Raw genomic sequence first — 21,748 nt, forward strand, 5'->3', positions numbered from 1 at the left:
CGGTAAGGCTCGGGCGACGAACGCTGCGCGCCGGCCCGCGATGAGATCTATGTCGACGTCGGCGCCCCACGGCGCACCTCCCCTCCGACGGGTCTTATGGGGTAAAGGCAGCAAACAACACGCTGGCAAGGATGCACATTTTGACCCCGTCCCCAAATGTGCCTCAAACGGCCGCCCGAGCGGCCGTCGTCCTGCTCAACGCAAAGGGGCCGAGGGCGAAACGGCCCCCGACCCCGCAAGCGATCTATAAACCCGTCTGAGTGCTGCGGCTATACCTTGAGGTAGCGACGCATCGCGATGGCCGAGCCAAAGAGGCCGATCACCACGCCCACGAGCGCGAGCGCACCGTAGGTGGCGAGGTACACATCGAGCGGGATGGTGATGTTGAAGAGCGAGCCGAGCGCGGCCTGGGCTGTCGGCACCAGGATGTTGCGCATGAGCTCGAGCGCGCCCACCGCGAGGATCGCGCCCAGAATCGCCTGGATAACGCCCTCGGTCACAAACGGCCCGCGGATGAAGCCGTTGGAGGCGCCCACCAGGCGCATGATGGCAATCTCGCGACGGCGCGCCGTGATGGACAGACGAATGGTGTTGTTGATGAAGATGAACGCGATGAAGGTGAGGAGCGCCACGAGCACCACGGCAGCGATGCGGATGTAGCCCGTCACCTCAAAGAGGACGGAGACCTCCTCCTGGCCCCAGCGCACGCCGGCGTTGACATCGGCGTCGACATCGTCCACCTCGGGGTCGTCATCGTCGACAATCTGACGGAAGAGCGGGTCCTCCTTGATGCGGTTGGCGGTGTCCTCCACCTGCGAAGAATCCTCCATCTGGATGACAAAGGAGCGCGGCAGCGGGTTCTCACCGTCGAGCGCGCTGATGGTGGCCTCCGCATGGTCGGACATGGTCGCACGGTAATCGGCGAGCGCGTCCTCCTTGGTCTTGAACTCGATGCTGGCGACGTTGTCCCAGGTCTCGAGCTCGTCGCGGAACGCCTGGACATCCTCATCGGACGCATCGTCCGAGATGAACGCCGTGATGGTGACCGTCTGCTCAACATCGCCGATGATCGAGGTGATCATGGCCGAACCGATGATGAAGAGACCGATGATGAAGAGCGAAAGGAAGATGGTAAAGACCGCGCCCAGCGAGGACGTCCAGTTACGGAAGAAGTGGCTTCCCGCCTCCTTTAGCGAATACCCAAGATTGCTAGGCGCCATAGTTGCCGTAGCCTCCCCTCTCCTGGTCGCGGACCACATGGCCCGCCTCGAGCGAAATGACGCGGCGGCGCATGGAGTCGACCATCTCGCGGTCGTGCGTCGCCACGATGACCGTGGTGCCCGTGCGGTTGATGCGCTCGAGCAGCTTCATGATGCCGAGCGAGATCGCCGGGTCGAGGTTGCCCGTGGGCTCGTCGCAGATGAGCAGCGGCGGGCGGTTGACCATGGCGCGGGCGACGGACACGCGCTGCTGCTCGCCGCCGGAGAGCTGGTCGGGCATGGAATCCATCTGATCGCCGAGGCCCACGAGGCGCAGCACCTCGGGCACCTGCGTGCGGATGACGCCGCGCGGCTTGCCGATGCACTGCAGCACGAAGGCGACGTTCTCGTACACCGTCTTGCCGGGCAGCAGCTTGAAGTCCTGGAACACCGTGCCGATCTGGCGACGGAAGAACGGGACCTTGCGGTTCTTGAGCTTCATGAGGTCCTGGCCCGCCACGAGCACGCGGCCGGAGGTGGGCTTGACGTCGCGCGTCATGGTGCGCAGAAGCGTCGTCTTGCCGGAGCCGGAGTGGCCGACGAGGAAGACGAACTCACCGGGATAGATCTCGATGTTGACGTCATCGAGCGCGGGCTTGTTGGGCTGCGCCGGATAGACCTTGGTGACGTGCTCGAAGAGGATGACGGGCTCGACACCGGCCTCGCGCGCCTGCTTGCGCGGCGACTCGACCGGGGCGAAGACCGTGGTGAAGCCCGGGTCGGCGAGGGCCGCGTTGAGGTCGGCGATCTCCTCCGCCTGGTCGGGCGTCACCTCGGACTCGGGCTCCGCCGAGACCTCGGGGACGGCGGGCACCTCGGGCACGTTCAGCGCCGCGGGAACCGTCGTGACGCCGGCGCTCGCGAGGAAGGCGCCGGTATCGCCCGGATCGAGCGAAGACGCCGCGGGCGCTGCCGGGGCCGGCGCGGGCGTCGCCGCGTCAAACAGCGACCCGTCGGCATCCGCCGGCGCTGCGGGCGCCGGAGCGGCATCGGGTGAAAGGGCGAAATGCGAAGCTGCGACGGGTTCCGCTGACGGCGTTACGAACTCGTCCTGCCCGTCTTCTGGTTTGCGGAAGTGGTTGGCCACAAGCGCTCCTTCAAATCGTACGTTTAAACTACAGTCGGATTGTATTTTACCAGCGTCGGCGGCCCTGCACACAAGCGGCACAGACTGACACCTCGCCGCGGTATGCAAGCGCCCGCGCAGCACGGCGGCTGCGCGGGCGCGCGATGATTCTCTGCAGCCCGGTTACTTGGTGAGGACCTCGCGCACGCGCCGCGCGATAGCCGGCGCGTCGAGCCCGTAGTACGCGAGGAGCTCGGCGGCGGTTCCCGACTGGCCAAAGCCGGTCATGCCCATGCGCGTCACGGGCATCGGGCACCTCTCGCCGAGGAGCTCGGCCACGGCGGAGCCCATGCCGCCATAGACGCTGTGCTCCTCTACCGTGAGAACGCGCCCGCACTTTGAGGCGGAGGCGACGATGGCCTCCTCGTCGAGCGGCTTTACGCTCATGACGTCGACGACCTCGGCGTCGATACCCTCTCGGGCGAGCTCCTCGGCCGCCTTCAGGGCATGCGCCACCTCGACGCCGCACGCCATGATCGCGATGTCGGCGCCCTCGCGCACCACGTTGGCGAAGGCGACGTCGCAGGTGAAGCCGTCATCGTAGATCTCGGGCAGGGGCTCGCGGCCCAAGCGCACGTAGAAGGGCCCCGGCGTCGTGGCGGCCAGACGGATCGCGGCGCAGGCGCTCGCGTAGTCCGCCGGCACGAGCACGCGCATGCCGGGGAGCACGCGCATGAGCGCGATGTCCTCGAGCGCCTGATGGGTGGCGCCGTCGGGGCCAACGGTGATGCCGGCGTGCGTGGGGCAGATCTTGACGTCGAGGCCCGAGTCGCAGACGGTGTTGCGAATCTGCTCCCAGCAGCGCCCCGTACCAAAGACAGCAAATGAGCCGGTAAAGACCGTGCGGCCGGTGAGCGCGAGGCCGGACGCCACTCCGATCATGTTCTGCTCGGCGATGCCCACATCAACGAGTCGATCGGGATACGCCTTGCCAAAAGCGCCGGTGGTGGTGGAGCCGCAGAGGTCCGCGTCCACTGCCATGATGTCCTGACCCTCGTCAACGAGCTTGATAAGCGTCTCGCCAAAAGCGGCGCGGGTTGCCTTAGCCATGTCTTAGGCCTCCTTCTGCGCTGCGAGGAGCGCCTCGTACGCGGCATCGATCTCGGCGAGGGCGACCTCGGTCTGCTCGGGCGAGGGTGCGTTGCCGTGCCAGCTCACCTGGTCCTCCATGAACGAAACGCCCTTGCCCTTGATGGTCTTGGCGACAATGACAGCTGGCTTGCCCTCGCAGGCAACCGCGGCCTCGAACGCGGCGCGCACGCTCGTGATATCGTGCCCGTCGGCCTCAAACGTCTCCCAGCCGAAGGTGCGGAACTTGTCCGCCACGGGCTCGATGTTGTTGACGTCGGTCACATGGCCGTCGATCTGCAGATTGTTGAGGTCGACGATGGCGACGAGGTTGTCGAGCGCCTGGTTGCCGGCAAACATAGCGGCCTCCCAGTTCTCGCCCTCTTGCATCTCACCGTCGCCGAGGAGCACGAAGACGCGGCGGGGATCCTCGCCGTCGCGCTCGGCGTCGAGGCGAAGGCCGAGCGCCATGCCGGCGCCCACCGAGAGCCCCTGGCCGAGCGAGCCCGTGCAGACCTCCACGCCCGGGCAGGCGTGGCGGTCGGGGTGGCCCTGCAGGCGGCTGCCCACCTGGCGGAGCGTGAGGATCTCATCGTGGGGGATGTAGCCGAGCTGCACCAAAAGCGCGTAGAGCGCGGGCGCCGCATGGCCCTTGGAGAGCACGAAGCGGTCGCGCTCGAGGTTCTCGGGATCGGCGGGGTCGGCGGCAAACAGCCCCGAATAGAAGAGCGTCGCCATGATATCGGTCGCCGAGAGCGAACCGCCGGGGTGACCGGAGCCCGCAGCCCCCAGCATCTCGATGATGTCGTGCCGCATGCGGTTGGCGATGAGCGCGATCTCCGCGTCGCTCCGCGCGCTGGCCTGTCTCAGTGCATCTGTTGCCATGAACATCCCTCTCTGGGTTAGGTCTGGGGCAAAGCCAACTCATCATAGCAGCTCAGACGCCATGTTTAGTAAACACATCCCATATCGCCCAACTTTTAATGGTCGCAGTGCGCGATATAACGTTTCATCATGCGTGGTGCGCGAGGGGCGTGTGCGGCGCGTTCACAGAACCGTCACGGCAACCGTTTACCGGTGACCCCCCGCACTCGCCGAATTATCCGATGGATCGTTGCATGGCTTCTATCGCGCTGGGTAGGAGCCGGATAAGGTTACGTTGCGACTGTTGGGAGGCACCATGGAGGTCATGTACCCTAGTTCTGCAGAGATCGTTGCAATCGTTTACAACCTTATTCTTTTCAGAGCAATTCCGGCAATCGTCTTCCTCGCCGCGCTTTACTTCGTCATCCGTAAAGCGGTGCGTGACGCCTTCAAGGATGTGAAACGTCAGCCACCTCATGACCCTCAAAACTAGCCGTTACGCTCTCAGCGCCAATCTACCACTCAACACGAACACCTAACCGCAACGGGGGCGCTCCTGCGGCTCGGCGTCTCGCGATTAGTTTTTGTCTACGCAATCCGAGTATCTAGCCTTTGGGAATAACCATAAGTGGGCCATCATACTGGAAGAATAGAGGCTTGCCATGAAGCTCCCGACCTCACTTAAACGCACCGCTCAGGCCTTTACCATTGCGCTTTCTTGGGGATACGTCTGCCTTGCCGTGCCCTTTGCCACCGAGCCGGTGGCGGTGCGGTGGACCGTCTGGTACTTCCAGCCACCAAACGAGGCGTACAGCCTCGAGGCGATTCTAGCCACAAATCTCCTCGGCGCCGCGCTCGCCCTCGTCCTCGCCGTCCTGGTAGTCGGTCGGCTCCCGGAGCGTGCACGCCAAATGGTCGGCGCGGTGCTTGCCGTTCTATCTGCCGCCCTATGCGTGTTCTACATTGCTTCCGGCATGTTGCTCGGCCAAATGTGCGCGCTGGCCTTTGGCATCGTCCTCGGCCTCTCAGCGGTGTACTGGACGCGCACCAAACGATAGAAATGCTCGGGGCGGCAGCGCGAGAGACCGGCGGCACAAGAGACGCGTTCACTGAGCCACCACAGCTACGGGCTCGGTTTGTCTTATACGGCCTTAGCCTACGACTCGCGACGAAGCAGCGATCCGACAACGACTATCAGCGTGGTAACAACAAACGCACCGATTAGCCAAGCAATAACGCGCGAGATCGTGGGACCGTTTGGGGCAAAGAGCATCGCCGCTACTTCCCCACCGATAGGCCCGCAGACGATTGCGACCACGTCGAACACCTTAAAACGCTTATCCTTCTCCATGGCAGCTCCCATATACGTCCCGAGGTTTCCCCTTTATCTCGATGCCCTTCTCCCTTTTTTCAGGCCTTTGCCTTCTCTTAAGCATCATCCGCAGGGCCGATGGCGTACAGCCACCGCTCGCCGTAGGGCCCACCCACAAAGTAGAGCATGCCGTCCGCCGCGAGTAGCTGCTGCTCCCATACGTCGCGATCGCGCCCCTCGGCATCAATCACAAGCTCTGGCTCGCCCGGCACGCCGCCCTCTAGTGCTGCGTAATAGATGCCGGCGCGGCCAAGGTAGTACATCCCCTCGCCCACGCGCACAGGCGTCGACTCGATCTCCGGCGCATCGTGGCGCTCCAGCACCACGAGCGTCTCGGCATCAAAGACCACGCACTCCCCTGCCGACGGATTGTAATCCCCGTCGAAGCGCTTCGCGTCTTCATCCTGCGTTGCCGCGTTCATGATCACGTGTCCGTCCGCAAGAAGCGGTCGCGCGCCCGAGGGAACGCGTTTGGCGGAATCCGTGCAAGCGTCTTGCGCGCTCGTGGCAACTAGAACGCTACCCTCCGCATCCACGCGATAGAGCGTACTGAGCTTAGACTGGAAGAAACACGGCAGCCCACCCCCGTCGCTCATAGTGAGGCCCATGTAAACAAGACTGTCCGTCTCAAGAAAATCGAGCGTCTCGCCTGTCTGCATGCTCAGCAGACCGAAACCGGAGCCATCCGGCATGGGCAGGAGAAGGCCCGCATCAACCGCAACGGGATACCCAAGTCCGCCGGCCGTATCCAAGCGACCCTCGAGCTGGCGGGTTCAGCGTACCGCACCCGTAGACGCTTCAACGCAGGCAAGCAACGACATATTATGCAACTGATAGCTCGAATAGCCGACAACAATCGCAGTGCCGTCCATCGCCAAGCTCGTGCAACGCCAAGGAGCATCGGAAAAGTACAGCGTCTCGCCACCGCCCCATGACGTAATGCCCGGCGAACGCGTCGAGCAGCAAAGCGTCGCCCACAGCTGCGCGCCCGAGGCGAGATCGAACGCAACGACATAGCCTCCCGACGTTGCCGCATACATCACATCCTGTGATGCAGCAATGCTCATGATATCCCCTACGGGATCTTCCTCATCGCTGTCTACGACGGAAAACTGATGCGCGACCTCCCCGCAAATCCCCGCATCTGATATGTGCTACGTTACCTCTATATCGTTTAGTGATGGGAGGATGCCATGGCGCCTACCGGTATGGACCTTTACGCAATCCTGTTCCTCCTCCTGCCCAGAATCGTCTTCGCGCTCGTGTTCCTGGTGATCACCTATCTCGTGGTGCGCAAGGCCGTGAGAGACGAGCTCAAGAAGAGCGGTCGGTAGCCGCTCGGGCATCTCGACATAGAGCCTATCTGGCGTTTGCCCGATCGGGTAACTTCACCCTCGGAAGCGCAGGCATCTGTCTCGGCCGTACCCCCGAGAGCGACTTCGCTACGCGATGCAGAACACGCTCTGCACCTCGCTGGTCCCCGAGGCGATGTACAGCCTGCCCGCCTCATCTACCACAGGGGGCATATCCACGGCGGGGGTCGTGAGTGTCACCTCGTCGGTCAGCAGAACGGTTGAACCGATCTTTGAGCCGTCCGCGGAAACGCCGAGCCGCCACAGACCGTCACTCGCCACGGTAACCAGCACGATGCCCTCCTCCTCGGGAGTGCTGAGCACCACCGGGGTCGAACCAAAGGCAAACGCGGTATTGGTGTCCCGCGCTTCGAACGTCTCCAGGTCCACAGCGATGAGATGCCACTCGCCGCCCTCCGACACGGCTTGGTTCACCAAAGCCGTCCCGCCCACGACGACCGGTCGCGCGCAGGAGGGAAGCGCCGCGGCATCGCCCGTCGCGCCCTCGTCCCGCACCGTCGAACCTGCGGCGGCGACCGCAGAGGACGCTCGAACGTCCAACGCCCCCTCGTGCACATCGAGAGCATGGAGGGTTCCCGCCTGCGAGAGCACGAGCAGGCCTCCCGCGCCCGGCACCCCCTCCGGCACCGTGGTAAAGCCGGATCCCGCCGGGGCATCGAGGGCGCAGCGCGCGAGCTCCTCACCCGTCGCATAGTCGAGCAGCGCCACAGCGGGCTCCTCGGGAACGGGGACAACCAAACCGTCTGCCGCAAGAGCGGGATGGCAGGCGCCGCCGGTGAACGAGAAGCAGCCGTTGTAGGGGACGGTCCACGCCAGCTCGCCGGTGTCGAGGTTCGTGCAGACTAGGCGCGAGCGGGGCTCGTCCGTCGCGTAGCTGGAAAAGCCTGCGTAAACGAAGCCGTCGTGCACGACGATATCGGTCGCCTGCCACTTGGTGGGTGCGTACGAGTACGTCACATCCCAAGAACCGTCCTCCTGCAGGCTCTCCCGCCGCCCGACCACATGCTCGCCCGACGCGCAGGCAACGCTCCACCGTTGGGCGAGGTCTCCTGCCCCATGGGCAGTCAGCGTCCCGTCTGCACGGGCCGCAAGCACGATGCCCTCGTCCCCCTCCCCCGAACGCTGCACAAACGCCAATGAGCGCACGAGGGGCGAGTACGCATTGCCCTCGGTGCCCCGTGCCACAAAGGCTCCGGTCTCACGGTCGAGGGAGCAGACAGACCATCCTGCTCCCACATAGACCGTATCATCCGTACAAACGAGGTTAGAGGTGTTGGCCGAATGAGCGATAGCGACAGGCAGAGATTCCGCGGCGTCGGTCTCCGACGCGCTCTCCACCGCATCGACCTGCCACACGATCGTGCCGGTTGGAAAGTTCGACACAGCGCGGGCCCCGGGCGCAGCAGAGACAGCCTCTTCCCGCGCAACTCCATCGCAGCCCATAAGGCATGCCGACAGGCCGGCAAACGCCGTGCAGATCAGACCCCTGCGACTCAGTTCGATGACCCCACCCATATCGCACCACCCTAATCATCAGCATGAGATTCAGAGCAATCTCAAAACATATTGTCACGAGGCGGAAAGCCCAATAACGCGCGACCCTAGCTCGCGCTTATTCCTTGTCGGGGAGCTTGCCAAACGCCTCAAGATATTCGTCGTCCATCCAGTCAATAATGTCGCCCGGCTTGCAATGAAGAGCCTCGCACATGGCGGTCAGCGTAGAAAAGCGGATGCCTTTCAGACGGCCCGTCTTGATACGCGAAATGTTCACGGGCGAGATGCCGACCCTCTCGGCCAGCTCGAGGGAGGACATCTTGCGATCTGCCATAGCTCTATCGAGACGCATGACGATGGGCACAGACGTCCTCCATTGGACATTTTGCAATCCTTGAATTTGAATCGCCGTTTGCGAAAGAAAATTAACCGTCTATAGAACAATATTTTATTTTGTCTTTACTATATCTATGATTATATCAAGGTATTCCTCGTGGAGAGGAGAAGCGATGCGAGCACTGAAACGATTCCGCGTGTTCGCGAGCCTGTTGGGGGTGGCACTGTTCGCCGTTACCCTTTCTACAATGGCACCCGCAACCGCATTTGCAGAACCAGGAATCTCCCCTGCCCGAATTAAAAGCGAACAGGTTGTAGACACTTATTATCACTATGCTTGTTCCAAGAATAGCTCGCACAACATGGACTACAATTATACTTACAAGCTTTTGACCTTCCAAAATGGCTACAAGCGAAGCAGCCGTCGAACTCTCAATTCATGGCCAGCAGATTTGTGTGGATGCGGTTCGGGCACGGTCTACATCTATCAGAATATCTATACAATCTACTAGAAAAGCCTCAGCACTTACCAGGCCGCCCATTGGCTCTCGACGGGCGGCTTTTACATTAAGGAAGGGGCAGATATGCAAGCGGGCAAATTCTCTCTGCACTTGGTCGTCGCTTACTTCAAAAGCGGCATCGCACCCGTTGTGCTCCTCATTCTGGCAATCAGCTCCCTGCTACCCGCTTTTCCTCAACATTCCATTGTCTCGTTTTCGGCGGAAGAGCCTGACTACTATCAAGAGCTCTATCAAGAACAACAGGACTACATTGAAACCGGACTCATTGACGATATGCCCGCATATCTTCAAGAGATCACTCGCGAGCAAACTCGGGCGCTCGATTCCGTCGTAAACGCATCTGACTCGCAAGCGTATTACGCGGGCATAGCGCAGTACACCGACACCCTCATCGCAACCTACGACAACGGCAACCTTGTTGGAACCGATCGACAGTCACTAGTAGCAGAAAAAAACCTGTATAGCGCGCTTTCGAAGCTCGACGATCCGCAGTTATACCACGACTCCTCTGAGATGCCCGCGCTTCCCTATACGTGCTACGTATTTGCTCAAATATCGCCCATCATCTGGCTCATACTGCCCCTAACATGTGCCGCCTTTATTCAAGCCATCACCAAACGACCCCACTTACTGGGCGGCGCCCCCGTCTCAACCCCAGAGGCAACTATAGCCGATCTAGCAGTCCCCTCCCTTCTGCCTCCTACTCTCCTTATGGTTGCGCTTCTTCCAGCTTTTCTATTTGTGGGGAGCAGGGAAGGATTCGGATCAACCCTGTATCCTGTGGTCTTTGTTCAGAATTGTCAGGTCATTCAAACGACAGTGGGAACGACCCTGCTTTGTCAGTTGTCCCTCTTTTTCTGTGCCTGCGTTTTTATCTCCTCGGTTACCCTATTGCTTTCGCAAGTCTCGCAAAACGCTGTCTTTTCTCTGGTAGTTACAGCGTGCCTCTGCCTGCTGCCCACTATGGATTCGTACTTTAATGTTCTCTATCAAAACGATATGACGGCACAACTCAAAACGTTCTTGCCACTTACCTACCTTTCCTTTGGGCACATCGCAGGCTACCCGGGAGCATTTCCATCGCTCGACATCTTGCCTTTTGAGGGAGCGTCGTTTCAAACAGGCGTCGCTGTTTTACTCGTCAGCGCCGCAGTCGTCGTAGCTATTGCCCTCAGTGCCTCGCACCTTGTAAGCGCCTATCGAGCACACAGGAGGGTGAATTACGATGCTTAAGTTGGAGCACGCAACGATCCGATTCGGATCCCATCTCCTCCTGCGCGATGCGAACCTTGCCCTTGGAAGAGGGTCGATTAAGGGATTTGTTGCTCCCAATGGCTACGGGAAAACAACGGTTATGCGCATTCTCGCCGGCGAACTCGGCCCCCTGAAGCGCGGTATTGTTCGCATCGATGGCGCCGCGCATCAGAGTGATTTCCGTTCCCCCGAGGTGCTCTACGTTCCCGGCGACTCCTCGTTTCTCTATCCGTATCTCACTGTAGCTAATCATTTGCGCTTCGCAGCATCTCTTTGGAACACGCCGACGGACATCGATTCCGCCGCAGACAGATGCGGCATCGCAGCGTTTATGCACAAACGCGTTGCGCATCTATCGCAAGGCATGAAGCAGCAGGTGACGCTCGCTATCGCCTATCTTTGCTCCCCACACTATCTGCTCCTTGATGAGCCTACTAACGCGCTCGACCCCATCAACGTTCAAGCTACCACCGACCTTTTGAAGGAGATGTCTTGCACGGGAACAGGCATTTTGATTTCGTCCCACATCCTTGAAAATCTCGACACCCTTTGCGATAACGTTCTTCTCATTAAAGACAAGCGACTCAATGAGACCCGCATTGACGATTCGACTCGGAATCTCTTTCTGCAGTATTACGAATAAAAGATCAGGTAACTAACCATATGTGAGCAAAGTCACGAGTCATTGAACCCTTAGTGCGAAGGTGTAGCCATACGTCCGCAGATATTCAATCAGGTCCTAGCATCGGTTTGAGTCTCCACCGTGACAAGAACCTGTTGCGTGGACCGTAGTCCAAAGCTTTTATACGCAGGCGGAGAAGGCTACACGCCCACCGTAAATAGACGTCGCTCGCCGTAGGGGCCACCCGTAAAAAACAACATATCGTATGCGGTAAGTAGCCGCTGCTCCCACACGTCGCGATTGCGGCCCTCATCGTCGAAGACCAGCTTAGGCTCACCGAGCACCCCGTCGGCAACCGAAGCGCGATGATAGCGCCAGTTGTTTCCCGCCTGTTCTTCACGCGTGAACCGCACACTCCCCACCGATGCGATCCCGATGCCCGACACATGTCGGCCCTCTCGCTCGGGGAGAAGATGCCGGGCGACACGGCGTGTCCCAATCTCGATGTCGGCCAACATGCCCGGGAGCGCCGTCACGCTTACAGCAATCCAGCCGAGCGCCTCGGCTTTGTGGGCGAGCAGTGTCATGAGCGAGGTCTTGCCCATGCCTTGCGCTCCGCAAAAGAGCGTTGTGAGCTCAGGGCGCCTACGCTCGCTACGGAACGCCCGCTCAAGGGACGCAACGATATCTCGGCGTCCCGTCATGTGAGCGGGAATCTCGCTGAACGAAGGAGTGAAGGGGTTTTCGAGCTCCATGGGGCACCTCCTCAAGCAACGACTCCAGTTTTGTCGCTAGGTCCAGCGTAGCGTGATGAGGACGGACTTCTAAGTAGTTCTAGGTTTCCCCGAGCTTGCAAGGCACGGCCGACAGTAACGCGCGGGCGGCGTCAGAAAAGGCGCCGTTCCGTTACGCACCGAGCTCGCCAAAGCCCTCGCCCAGCGCCTCGTTCACATCGGTGATGACCATGATGGCATCCTTATCGTGCTCGGCGACGACGGCTTTGAGCAGCTGAATCTCGCGCTTGTCGAGGATGATGAAGAGCATGGGGCGCTCCTCCCCCGTCCACTCGCCGCGCGCCTGGATGCGCGTCACGCCGCGGTCGAGTCCGTGGAGCACGTCGTGCGCGATGTCCTCGTAGCGCTCCGAGATGATGAAGGCCGCACGCTGCGTGTTGCCGCCGTCGATGACGCGGTCGACCACAATGCCCGTAACCACCATGGAGAGCGCCGCCGCGAGCGCGTTGTCCACCGAGAACACCGGTGCGGATGCGGCGCAGATCAGGCAGTCGATCACCATGACCGTGGTGCCGAGCGGCAGCGAGAATTTACGCGCGATGATCTGCGCAACGGTATCGGAGCCGCCCGTCGAAACGCCGCAGCGAAACGAGAAGCCAAGGCCGAGACCCATGATGATGCCGCCCCAGAGTGCGGGCACCAGAAGCTCCGCATGGGCAAGCGGCACCACGAAGGGGGCAAAGAGGTCGGTGAAGAAGCCAAAGAGCAGAAAGCCCGTTGCCGTCTGGATGGCGTAAAGCGCGCCGCCCGAGCGCACCACCAGAAGCATGATAGCCGCATTCATGACGATGGTCTGCAAGCCGACGGGCAGGTTGATGCCCTGACGCGCCGCAAGCTCATTGATGATGGTGGCGATGCCGGTCACCCCGCCTGCAGCGAGACCGTTGGGGATGAGGAACATATCGGTCGCGAGGGCGGCGACGGCGCAGCCAAAGATGACGAGCGGCAGATCGCGCACGAACTGCGAGCGGATGATAGTGCTGATGCTCCGGGTTACCATGGCCCGTCCCTTCTGCGCACGCCGCACGCGGCTCCCGCCCCGAGAACCGCCCGCACGACGCCGAACCTTAACAGGCGCATGGTCGATGAATTGATCGCATGTATTGTAACACGGGCGCTCGGGGCGGCCGCAGCCCTCCCCCGCGCAGCGCCGGGCCTTGAGTTCGCGCGAACTATCCCAAATACCCGATCACGTCGCCTACGCGTCCGCGTTACCGGTGACCCAACGGTGATAACCGATGATAAACGGGTCGAGATCGCCCTCCTCGAGCACCGCGTCGACGTTGCCCGTCTCCACGCCCGTGCGCAGGTCCTTCACCATCTGGTAGGGATAGAGCACGTAGCTGCGAATCTGGTTGCCAAAGCCGATCTCGGTCTTGGGGCCGCGAATCTCGTCCAGCTGCTCGGCGCGCTTCTCGAGCTCCAGCTCATACAGACGCGCCTTCAAGATCTGCATGCAGGCGGCCTTGTTCTGAATCTGGCTGCGCTCGTTCTGACACGTAACCACGATGCCCGTGGGCAGGTGCGTCACGCGCACCGCGGAGTCCGTGGTGTTGACGCCCTGGCCGCCGGGACCGCTCGCATGGTACACGTCCACGCGGATGTCGTCCGGGCCGATCTCGATATCGATGTCGTCCGGCAGCACGGGGATGACCTCCACGCCGGCGAACGTCGTCTGACGGCGCTTCTTGGCATCGGTGGGCGAGATGCGCACCAGACGGTGCACCCCCGCCTCGGCGCGAAGCATGCCGAAGGCGTCCTTGCCCTCGACGGTGATGGTCGCCCGGTCGATACCGATGACCTCGGCAGCGGGGCAGTCGTTGACGGTGACCTTCCACCCGCGGCGCGCGCAGTACTTCATGTACATCTTGAAGAGCATGAACGTCCAGTCCTGCGCCTCAAGGCCGCCCTGACCGGGTTTGATGGTGAGAATCGCGTCGCCGTGGTCGAACTCGCCGGTAAACCAACTCGAGAGCTCCAGCTCATCGACGGCGCGCTCGAGGGCGCGGGCGGACGCGGTGGCCTCCGTTGCGAACTCGTTGGCCTCCGCACCCTCGGTCTCCGCGGCGAACTCCAGCGCGGTGCGTGCATCGTCGAGCGCGGTGCGCGCGTTCTCCACGGAATGCACGTCGTCGCGCGCCGCTGATAGCTCGGCCATGAGCGCGCGGGCGCGGTCGCCGTCATCCCAAAACCCGGGTGCGGCGCTCTCGCGCTCGAGCTCGGCCACGCGGCCGCGCTTCTCGTCCAGATGCAGGTACTGCTCTACCTCGTCGAGACGCACCTCCAGAGCATCGAGCTCCTCGGGGGTCACGACGGTCTTCTCGGTGGTATCTGCCATGCGCGCCTACCGGTTCCTGCCGTGGCAGTTCTTGAACTTCTTGCCGCTGTTGCAGGGGCACGGGTCGTTGCGTCCCACGTTGGCATAGGGGTCGCCGCTCTCCGCCTTGACGTACGGCCGCACGGGGCCCGCCGCCGGCTGCGGCGCGGCGCCTCCCGCGGCACCCGCTGCCTGGGCTGCCGCCTGCTGGCGAAGCGTCGAGGTCGCAGCCGCCTGGGCGCCGTCGACCTCGGTGGGCCCGGAGTACGTCGCGCGCTCGAGCGCGGGCCCCTCCGGCTGGCGCTCGGTCGCAGCCGGGGCGCGGCGCACCTCGATGCGCAGCACCGTGCGCAGGTAGTCCTCGTACATGGTGTCCACAAGCGTGCGGAACGCCGCGAAGGCCTCGCCCTTGTACTCCACCAAGGGGTCGCGCTGGCCAAAACCGCGGAGACCTATGCCCTGCTTGAGGTAATCCATCTCCTGCAGGTACGTCATCCACCGGGTATCGATCACGCGCAGCATCACCTGGCGGTTGAGCTTTGCCATGAGCTCCTCGCCGAGGCTCTCGACGCGCTCGTCGTAGCAGCGCTTCACGTAGGCGAGCACCTCCGCCTTGAGCTCCTCGAACGGCTTGTCCTCAAAGCGCGGCGCGTCGGCGCGGCCCGTGAGGCCCACCACCCAGCTGTGGAGCCCGTCGAGGTCGCGCTCTCCGGCGCGGGCGTCCGCCGGGCAGAACTCGGCCACGCAGCGCGCCACCGTGTCGTCCACGACCTCGGCGATATGCGCCGTAAGGTCCTTGCCGTCCAGAATCTTGTTGCGCTCGGCGTAGATGACCTGGCGCTGCTTGTTCATGACGTCGTCGTACTCGAGCACGTTCTTGCGCATGGAGAAGTTGATGTTCTCGACCTTGCGCTGCGCGCCCTCGACGGCCTTGGAGATCATCTTGGCCTGGATGGGCATGTCGTCCATGTCGGCCTTCTGCATGAGGCCCGAGATCTTGTCCATGCGCTCGCCGCCGAAAAGGCGCATGAGGTCGTCTTCGAGCGACAGGTAGAACTGCGTCTCGCCGGGGTCGCCCTGGCGGCCGGCGCGGCCGCGGAGCTGGTTGTCGATGCGCCGGGACTCGTGGCGCTCCGTACCGATGACGCAGAGGCCACCGAGCTCGACCACCTGCTCGTGCTCGCGCGCGCAGACCTCGCGCGTGCGCGAGAGCTCCTGCGTGTAGACGTCTGCGATCTGGGCGAGCGCCTCGGACTCGACCTCCACGCCGGCGTCGGCGAGCTGCTCGGGGTCGATCACGCCGTGGTCGGAAAGCGCGAGCACGCGGTCGAGCACGGCAGGGTCGATGCCAAAGTCATAGGCACGCGTCGCCTCGTCGGCAAGCGCCTCGGGGTTGCCGCCGAGCAGGATGTCCGTACCACGGCCGGCCATGTTGGTCGCGATGGTGACGGCACCCAGGCGACCCGCCTGCGCCACGATCTGCGCCTCGCGCTCGTGGTACTTGGCGTTTAAGACCTCGTGCTCGATGCCGCGCTTGTCGAGAAGGCGCGAGAGGCGCTCCGAGCTCTCGATGGAAACCGTGCCCACCAGCACCGGCTGACCGGCGGCATGGCGCTCGGCCACGTCCTCAACCACCGCGCGGAACTTGGCATCGATGGTGCGGTAGACGAGGTCGTCGTGGTCGACGCGGCGGGACTCCTTGTTGGGCGGGATCACCTGCACGGGCAGCTTGTAGATCTCGCGGAACTCGGCGTCCTCGGTCATGGCGGTACCCGTCATGCCCGAGAGCTTGTCGTAGAGGCGGAAGTAGTTCTGCAGCGTGATGGTGGCGAGCGTCTGGTTCTCCTCGCGCACCATGAGGCCGTGCTTGGCCTCGATCGCCTGGTGCAGGCCCTCCGAGTAGCGCCTGCCCTCCATGATGCGGCCGGTGAACTCGTCGACGATCTTGACCTCGCCGTTCACGATGACGTACTGCTTGTTGAGGTGGAACATGTACTGAGCCTTGAGCGCCTGCTGCAGATGGTTGGCCATCTGGCCAGAGAGGTCGGCGTAGATGTCGTCGATGCCGAGGCGCTTCTCGATCTTCTCCAAGCCCTGCTCCGTGGCGGCGATGGTGTGCTTGGCCTCGTCCATCACAAAGTCGCCATCGGGCTCCGGCGCGGGGTCCATCGACAGCGGGTCGGGCTGGACCTCCTCGGCGCGCTTGAGGCCGCGCACGGCGTGCGCGAAATCCTTGTACGTGCTCGCCGAGCGCGTGCCGGCGCCGGAGATGATAAGCGGGGTGCGGGCCTCGTCGATCAAGATGGAGTCGACCTCGTCGACGATGGCGTAGGCGTGCCCGCGCTGCACGCGCTGCTCGGGGCGCATGACCATGTTGTCGCGGAGGTAGTCGAAGCCGAACTCGGCGTTGGTGCCGTAGGTCACGTCCGCGTCGTAGGCGGGGCGCTTGCTCGCGAGCGGCATGCCGTTTTGCAGCAGACCGACCGTCATGCCGAGGAAGCGGTAGATGCGGCCCATCCACTCGGAGTCGCGCTTGGCGAGGTAGTCGTTCACCGTCACGATGTGGACGCCCTTGCCCGGGATGGCGTTCAGGTACCCGGCGAGCGTGGAGACGAGCGTCTTGCCCTCGCCGGTCTTCATCTCGGCGATCTGCCCCTCATGGAGCGCCATGCCGCCGATGAGCTGCACGTCGAAGTGGCGCAGCCCCGTGGTGCGCACACTCGCCTCGCGCACGGTGGCAAAGGCCTCGGGCATAAGCGCGTCGAGCGTTTCCCCCGCCTCGTAGCGCTCACGGAAGAGCACCGTCTGATGCTCGAGTTCCTCGTCGCTCATCGCCTGATAGGTGGGCTCGAGGGCATTGATCTTCTCGACCATCTTGCGGTAGCGCTTGATGTCCTTATCCGAGCCGATGGAGAGCAGCTTGGTCATGAAACCCATGGGCGGTCCTTCTCGCGAATACGCCGGTGCTGGGCTTGCACCGGCGGTCATATTCATACGCGTTAACTCTATCCCTTTGAGCGCCTTGGGTTGCGTAGGTTACGTGTGCGCACGGATAAACCACGCGCGGGCATTCGGCCTGCCGGCCGAGCGACGCCGCGACGCGGCCCGGCTTCGCGTCGCCCATAATATGTCCGTGCCATAACCGACGCTCGTCGGCAGGGATAAACCGCCCGGTGCGGACGGACAAAAGATGGCCCGGGAGGGCATCCCGGGCCATCTTGAACGGTTTTTCTGCCGCGCAGACGGGCGGTCGGGCGCTACGCCAGATCCTCGCCGTTGGACTCGATGACCTTCTTGAACCAGAAGAAGCTGTCTTTGCGGGAGCGCTCGAGCGTGCCCTCGTCGTTGTTGTTCTTGTCGACGTAGATGAAGCCGTAGCGCTTGTCCATCTCGCCGGTAGAAGCGGAGACGAGGTCGATGCAGCCCCAAGGCGTGTAGCCGATAAGGTCCACGCCGTCCTCATCGACCGCGAGCTTCATCTGCTTGATGTGGTCGCGGAAGTAGTCGATACGGTAGTCGTCGTGGACGGAGCCGTCCGCCTCGACCTTGTCGTACGCACCGAGACCGTTCTCCACGATGAAGAGCGGCAGGTGGTACATGTCGGTGAACCAGTTGAGCGCGTAGCGCAGGCCCACCGGGTCGATTTGCCAACCCCAGTCGCTCGCCTTGACGTACTTGTTGCGGATGAGGTCGCGCGTCTCGTCGTAGTCGAAGTGCGGGTTCTCGGGGTTCCACTCGGTGCAGAACGACATGTAGTACGAGAAGCCGATGTAGTCCACGGTGCCGGCAGCAAGCGCGGCGAGGTCGTCGTCGGTGATGTCGAGATCGAAGCCGCGGCGCGCCCAGAGCGCCTGAATGCTCTCGGGATAGTAGCCGCGCACGTGCACGGTGGTGAAGAAGAAACGGCGCTCCATGGCCTTGTGCGCCATGAGGATGTCCTCGGGCTTGCAGGTGGCCGGATAGATGGGGGTCATGGCGATCATGCAGCCGATCTTGAAATCGGGATTGATCTTCTTGCCCTCCTGGACGGCGAGAGCGCTTGCCACGAGCTCGTAGTGCACGCTCTGGTACATAAGCTTCTCGCAGTCCTCGCCCTCCTCGACGATGATGCCGGAGTTGGTGAGCAGCGACCAAGAATCCTTGTAGTTGGTCTGGTTGTTGATCTCATTGAAGGTCATCCAGTAGGTGACCTTGTCCTTGTAGCGCTCGAAGCAGACCTTGGCGAAGCGCACGAAGAACTCGATGCACTTGCGGTTGCGCCAGCCGCCGTAGCGCTTGGTGAGCATGAGCGGCATCTCGAAATGCGAGAGCGTGATGACCGGCTGGATGCCATGGGCGATGAGGTCGTCGAAGAGGTCGTCGTAGAACTTCAGGCCCTCCTCGTTGGGCTCGAGCTCGTCGCCCTCGGGGAAGATGCGCGACCAAGCGATGGAGGTGCGGAAGCACTTGAAGCCCATCTCGGCGAAGAGCTCGATGTCGCCGTGGTAGCGATGATAGAAGTCGATGGCCTCGTGGTTGGGGTAGCTCTCGCCGGGCAGGATGTCGCCCGTGTAGCGGCGACGGGTGTGCGGGCCGCCCTTGGTGGCGACGTCCATCACCGACAGGCCCTTGCCGCCCTCGTTATAGCCGCCCTCGAGCTGATGCGCCGCGACGGCGCCGCCCCAGAGAAAGCCCTCTTTAAATGCCATGGAAGTCCTCCTGTGCTCAGGGTGTCGGGCGCGCTCGCGACGGCAGAGCCACGTCTGGCGCACCCTCCACAACCTATGGATTACCCAATGCAAAACGCCCACGGTAGCCTCCCTCAGGTTAGACCTAGGGGGCCACCGTGGGCGTCGTCATCGTGAGGGGCTCAGCATGCGCTGAATCCTACGATGGCCCGTTACGGGACGGAAGCGCTTACGCAGCAGCCTGCTCGGCAGCGAGCTTCTCCTGCTCCTCCTTGTAGAGGTTGTTGTCATAGCGCTTGAAGAACGGGAACCAGATGGCGCCGGCGACGAGGATGTTCACGACCGAGATAGCGGCGGAAAGCAAATGACCACCAGTGCCGAGGAACGCGTTCAGCGGGCCAGGCGTGCACCAAGGCGCAGAGGCGATGATGGGGCTGATGAGGCCGACCTGGAACTCGAAGTAAGCGAGGATGACGCAGACAACGGGAGCCGCGATGAACGGAACGATGACGTTGGGGTTGTAGACGATCGGCAGACCGAAGAGGATGGGCTCATTGATGTTGAAGAGAGCCGGGACGATCTCGGCCTTACCGATGGCCTTCAGCTGCTCGGACTTAGCCATGAAGCAGAGCATGAAGGCGAGGCAGAGGGTAGCACCCGAACCACCGGCGTAGACGAACGGGTTGAACGGGTCGCCAGCGAGGAACATGTGGCCACCAGCAGCGTTCTCAGCCATGTTCGCAAGAGCGATCGCGGAGTAGAAGGAGCCGATGATGGAGGCACCATGGATACCCACGACCCACAGCAGGTGGATAAGGAGCTGGATGATGATGAGGCCAGGCAGCGTGTCGCAGATGTAGGTGATGAAGCCGAAGGGGATGGCGATGATGTCGAAGATGTTGGTGCCGAAGGCGAAGAGCACGCCCTGGATGAGCATGTTCACGATAGCCACGAACGCAACAGGAACGAGCGAGGTGAAGGAGTTCGCAACGCCCGCTGGAACGACATCGGGAAGCTTAATGACAATGTGCTTCTGGACGCAGATGGCGTAGATGCGCACAGAGTAGAACGAGACGATGAACGTCACGAAGAGCGCGGCGGAGCCGAAGCGGGCAAGGGTGCCGGCGGCGGTAGCCACGCCGTTGAAGACACCGGCATCGGGGTTGCTCGCGAGGGAGATGACGCCGTCGACCATCTCAAGCTGCGGGATGAGCATGAGGTAGGAGAACAGCGCAATCTGCACGGCGTTGATCGGCTTGATGCCGATCTCGTCCTCTTCGGACAGAATGCGTGCATACTCGAACGCGATAGCAATCAGGAAGTAGAGCGAGATGGAGCTGATCGTCGCGTAGTTAGCAAGCATGTAGATGTTCGTGACCTGGTTGAACGTCACATCCCAGATGCCCTCGAGTACGGGGAACGCCTGGGGAAGGACGTTGATGACCAGGAACATCGAACCGACGATGGTGATACCGACGGTCGACATACCGGCCTGGGTAATGGCGCGGACCATACGGAACTGGGCCATCTTGGTCATCGGGCCCATCACGTACTTCTCAAGGAACTCAAACAAAGTAAAGTCACATCCTCTCAGGAGATGTTGGATGCCTCTGCAGACACTTTGGCGTAGCGCGCATAGCGCTTATCCGTGTGGTCGTGCATCTTCTTGAGACGACGCAGGACCAGAAGCTCTGCAGCGATGCAAATCAGGCAGAAGATGGCTCCGTACACCGGCAGGGTCAAGAACGGGAAGAACATCTCCCGACCCGCAACCAGCGTGAACACGGCTACAAGGGCGGTCACAGCGATCGAAACCAGATAGAGTTTCCCCGCGTACTTGAGCTCCTCGTAGTCGCGCGCCACGCCGACCATGCACTCGACGAGCGCAATGCCGGCGGTGAGGGCGTTGAACAGGGGCACAACGGAGCCCCACGAGCCAACGGAAAGGATGAGGACGAACCACGAGAGGTTCAGGAAGAAGATGAACGCCGACATGTAGCGCACGTACATGAAACGGTTCACGCGCGCGCCGCGCACCAGCTGCTCATCGTAGTAGAACTTCGTCGTGTGCTCGGGGTGGTCCTTCAGGCGGATCTCCTCATGCGCACGCTGGCGACGCTTCTTTCTGTCCTGCTTTCTCGACACGTTGTACCTCTCCGTAGCCTATATCTGCAAAAGGTTCATTCGAAGCGCTTACTTGCCCAGCAGGTCGTTCAGCTGCTCGAAGATGGCGGGGCAGTTCTGGCGGCCGTAGTTCGCCATGGGGATGACGTCGACCGGGATGCCGGGGGCCTTCTTGGCAACCTTGTCCTTCTGGTAGGCGATCTGCGGGCCGACGAGCACGCACTCGTAGCCCTCGGACGCGGGATCCTTGAGCTCGGCAAACGCGCAGGCGTTGATCTCGAGATCGATGCCGTTGGCCTTGGCGTAGTCCTCCATCTTCTTCATGAGCATGCTGGTGGACATGCCTGCGTTGCAGCAAAGCAAGACCTTCATAGTAAATCTCCCTCCTCTTTGCGAGGCGCTCGTACGCCCCGCACACGCAGTCCGTTCCTAAGCGGAAACGGCCTGCAGCTTCTCGTACAGGTTGATCATCTCCTCCGCCAGGTCCTGGCACAGCATCGACGTCATGAGATGGTCCTGCGAGTGCACCAGCAGCACGTCCACGGGGACGTGGTCGC

23 protein-coding genes are annotated in these 21,748 nt (G+C 62.1%); 5 read left to right on the forward strand and 18 right to left on the reverse strand.

Annotation, left to right across the window (positions count from 1 at the left end; translation table 11 throughout):
* Positions 1 to 269: 269 nt before the first annotated feature.
* The 4 genes from ftsX to B5F70_RS05055 form a co-directional block, all read right to left on the reverse strand.
* On the reverse strand, positions 270 to 1,220 hold the full coding sequence (gene ftsX / locus B5F70_RS05040) for a permease-like cell division protein FtsX (protein WP_087204464.1): 951 nt from the start codon (positions 1,218 to 1,220) through the stop codon (positions 270 to 272).
* Entirely contained in the window at positions 1,210 to 2,346 is a 1,137-nt protein-coding gene (gene ftsE / locus B5F70_RS05045) for a cell division ATP-binding protein FtsE (RefSeq protein WP_087204465.1), read from the reverse strand. The genes ftsX and ftsE overlap by 11 nt, the downstream gene beginning before the upstream one ends.
* Before the next feature lie 162 nt (positions 2,347 to 2,508).
* Positions 2,509 to 3,435: a transketolase C-terminal domain-containing protein gene (locus tag B5F70_RS05050; RefSeq protein WP_087204466.1), complete on the reverse strand. Its 927-nt coding sequence runs from the start codon at positions 3,433 to 3,435 to the stop codon at positions 2,509 to 2,511.
* Positions 3,436 to 3,438: 3 nt separating this feature from the next.
* Entirely contained in the window at positions 3,439 to 4,338 is a 900-nt protein-coding gene (locus B5F70_RS05055) for a transketolase (RefSeq protein ID WP_087204467.1), read from the reverse strand.
* A 295-nt stretch (positions 4,339 to 4,633) separates the two neighbouring features.
* On the opposite strand from B5F70_RS05055, the gene B5F70_RS10600 reads away from it, so the two are divergent.
* Both B5F70_RS10600 and B5F70_RS05060 read left to right on the forward strand, forming a co-directional pair.
* Positions 4,634 to 4,810: a hypothetical protein gene (locus tag B5F70_RS10600; RefSeq protein ID WP_158094934.1), complete on the forward strand. Its 177-nt coding sequence runs from the start codon at positions 4,634 to 4,636 to the stop codon at positions 4,808 to 4,810.
* A gap of 169 nt (positions 4,811 to 4,979) precedes the next feature.
* The gene (locus tag B5F70_RS05060; RefSeq protein WP_087204468.1) at positions 4,980 to 5,375 is read left to right on the forward strand and encodes a hypothetical protein; all 396 of its coding nucleotides are present in this window, start codon (positions 4,980 to 4,982) and stop codon (positions 5,373 to 5,375) included.
* A 98-nt stretch (positions 5,376 to 5,473) separates the two neighbouring features.
* Here B5F70_RS05060 and B5F70_RS05065 read toward each other — a convergent pair whose 3' ends face one another.
* From B5F70_RS05065 to B5F70_RS05075, 3 genes are all read right to left on the reverse strand, one after another.
* Entirely contained in the window at positions 5,474 to 5,668 is a 195-nt protein-coding gene (locus B5F70_RS05065; RefSeq protein WP_087204469.1) for a hypothetical protein, read from the reverse strand.
* A gap of 77 nt (positions 5,669 to 5,745) precedes the next feature.
* Positions 5,746 to 6,441 carry a hypothetical protein gene (locus B5F70_RS05070; RefSeq protein WP_087204470.1) on the reverse strand — a complete coding sequence of 232 codons (696 nt, stop codon included), beginning with the start codon at positions 6,439 to 6,441 and terminating at the stop codon, positions 5,746 to 5,748.
* A gap of 21 nt (positions 6,442 to 6,462) precedes the next feature.
* Positions 6,463 to 6,756, reverse strand: coding sequence for a PQQ-binding-like beta-propeller repeat protein (locus B5F70_RS05075; RefSeq protein ID WP_087204471.1), 294 nt, complete (start codon positions 6,754 to 6,756; stop codon positions 6,463 to 6,465).
* 126 nt (positions 6,757 to 6,882) lie between these two features.
* On the opposite strand from B5F70_RS05075, the gene B5F70_RS10605 reads away from it, so the two are divergent.
* Positions 6,883 to 7,023, forward strand: coding sequence for a hypothetical protein (locus B5F70_RS10605; RefSeq protein ID WP_158094935.1), 141 nt, complete (start codon positions 6,883 to 6,885; stop codon positions 7,021 to 7,023).
* 108 nt (positions 7,024 to 7,131) lie between these two features.
* On the opposite strand, the gene B5F70_RS05080 is transcribed toward B5F70_RS10605, so the two are convergent.
* Together B5F70_RS05080 and B5F70_RS05085 are read right to left on the reverse strand one after the other, a co-directional pair.
* Positions 7,132 to 8,445: a PQQ-binding-like beta-propeller repeat protein gene (locus tag B5F70_RS05080; protein ID WP_158094936.1), complete on the reverse strand. Its 1,314-nt coding sequence runs from the start codon at positions 8,443 to 8,445 to the stop codon at positions 7,132 to 7,134.
* Positions 8,446 to 8,674: 229 nt separating this feature from the next.
* Positions 8,675 to 8,920 (reverse strand): helix-turn-helix transcriptional regulator, encoded by a 246-nt coding sequence (locus B5F70_RS05085; RefSeq protein WP_087204473.1) that lies wholly within the window; start codon positions 8,918 to 8,920, stop codon positions 8,675 to 8,677.
* Positions 8,921 to 9,476: 556 nt separating this feature from the next.
* Between B5F70_RS05085 and B5F70_RS05090 the strand changes: the two genes are divergently transcribed.
* A complete protein-coding gene (locus B5F70_RS05090; protein WP_087204474.1) occupies positions 9,477 to 10,646 on the forward strand; it encodes a hypothetical protein in 1,170 nt (389 codons plus the stop codon).
* Positions 10,639 to 11,310, forward strand: coding sequence for an ABC transporter ATP-binding protein (locus tag B5F70_RS05095; RefSeq protein WP_087204475.1), 672 nt, complete (start codon positions 10,639 to 10,641; stop codon positions 11,308 to 11,310). The genes B5F70_RS05090 and B5F70_RS05095 overlap by 8 nt, the downstream gene beginning before the upstream one ends.
* 179 nt (positions 11,311 to 11,489) lie before the next feature.
* On the opposite strand, the gene B5F70_RS05100 is transcribed toward B5F70_RS05095, so the two are convergent.
* The 9 genes from B5F70_RS05100 to B5F70_RS05140 all read right to left on the reverse strand — a co-directional run.
* A complete protein-coding gene (locus B5F70_RS05100) occupies positions 11,490 to 12,044 on the reverse strand; it encodes an ATP-binding protein (protein WP_087204476.1) in 555 nt (184 codons plus the stop codon).
* Positions 12,045 to 12,195: 151 nt separating this feature from the next.
* A complete protein-coding gene (locus tag B5F70_RS05105) occupies positions 12,196 to 13,083 on the reverse strand; it encodes a YitT family protein (protein WP_087204477.1) in 888 nt (295 codons plus the stop codon).
* Between the two features lie 198 nt (positions 13,084 to 13,281).
* Positions 13,282 to 14,421 carry a peptide chain release factor 2 gene (gene prfB / locus B5F70_RS05110; RefSeq protein WP_087204478.1) on the reverse strand — a complete coding sequence of 380 codons (1,140 nt, stop codon included), beginning with the start codon at positions 14,419 to 14,421 and terminating at the stop codon, positions 13,282 to 13,284.
* 6 nt (positions 14,422 to 14,427) lie between these two features.
* Complete coding sequence (gene secA / locus B5F70_RS05115; protein ID WP_087204479.1) at positions 14,428 to 17,337, reverse strand: preprotein translocase subunit SecA; 2,910 nt, start codon at positions 17,335 to 17,337, stop codon at positions 14,428 to 14,430.
* 320 nt (positions 17,338 to 17,657) lie between these two features.
* The gene (locus tag B5F70_RS05120) at positions 17,658 to 19,088 is read right to left on the reverse strand and encodes a 6-phospho-beta-glucosidase (protein ID WP_087204480.1); all 1,431 of its coding nucleotides are present in this window, start codon (positions 19,086 to 19,088) and stop codon (positions 17,658 to 17,660) included.
* Between the two features lie 208 nt (positions 19,089 to 19,296).
* Entirely contained in the window at positions 19,297 to 20,640 is a 1,344-nt protein-coding gene (gene celB, locus B5F70_RS05125; RefSeq protein ID WP_087204481.1) for a PTS cellobiose transporter subunit IIC, read from the reverse strand.
* Between the two features lie 17 nt (positions 20,641 to 20,657).
* Positions 20,658 to 21,212 (reverse strand): hypothetical protein, encoded by a 555-nt coding sequence (locus B5F70_RS05130; protein ID WP_087204482.1) that lies wholly within the window; start codon positions 21,210 to 21,212, stop codon positions 20,658 to 20,660.
* A 48-nt stretch (positions 21,213 to 21,260) separates the two neighbouring features.
* A complete protein-coding gene (locus B5F70_RS05135) occupies positions 21,261 to 21,563 on the reverse strand; it encodes a PTS sugar transporter subunit IIB (protein ID WP_087204483.1) in 303 nt (100 codons plus the stop codon).
* A gap of 57 nt (positions 21,564 to 21,620) precedes the next feature.
* The coding region (locus B5F70_RS05140; RefSeq protein ID WP_143753923.1) for a PTS lactose/cellobiose transporter subunit IIA at positions 21,621 to 21,748 on the reverse strand (128 nt) is incomplete at its 5' end.

The organism is Collinsella sp. An268, from assembly GCF_002159765.1.
GTDB lineage: Bacteria > Actinomycetota > Coriobacteriia > Coriobacteriales > Coriobacteriaceae > Coprousia.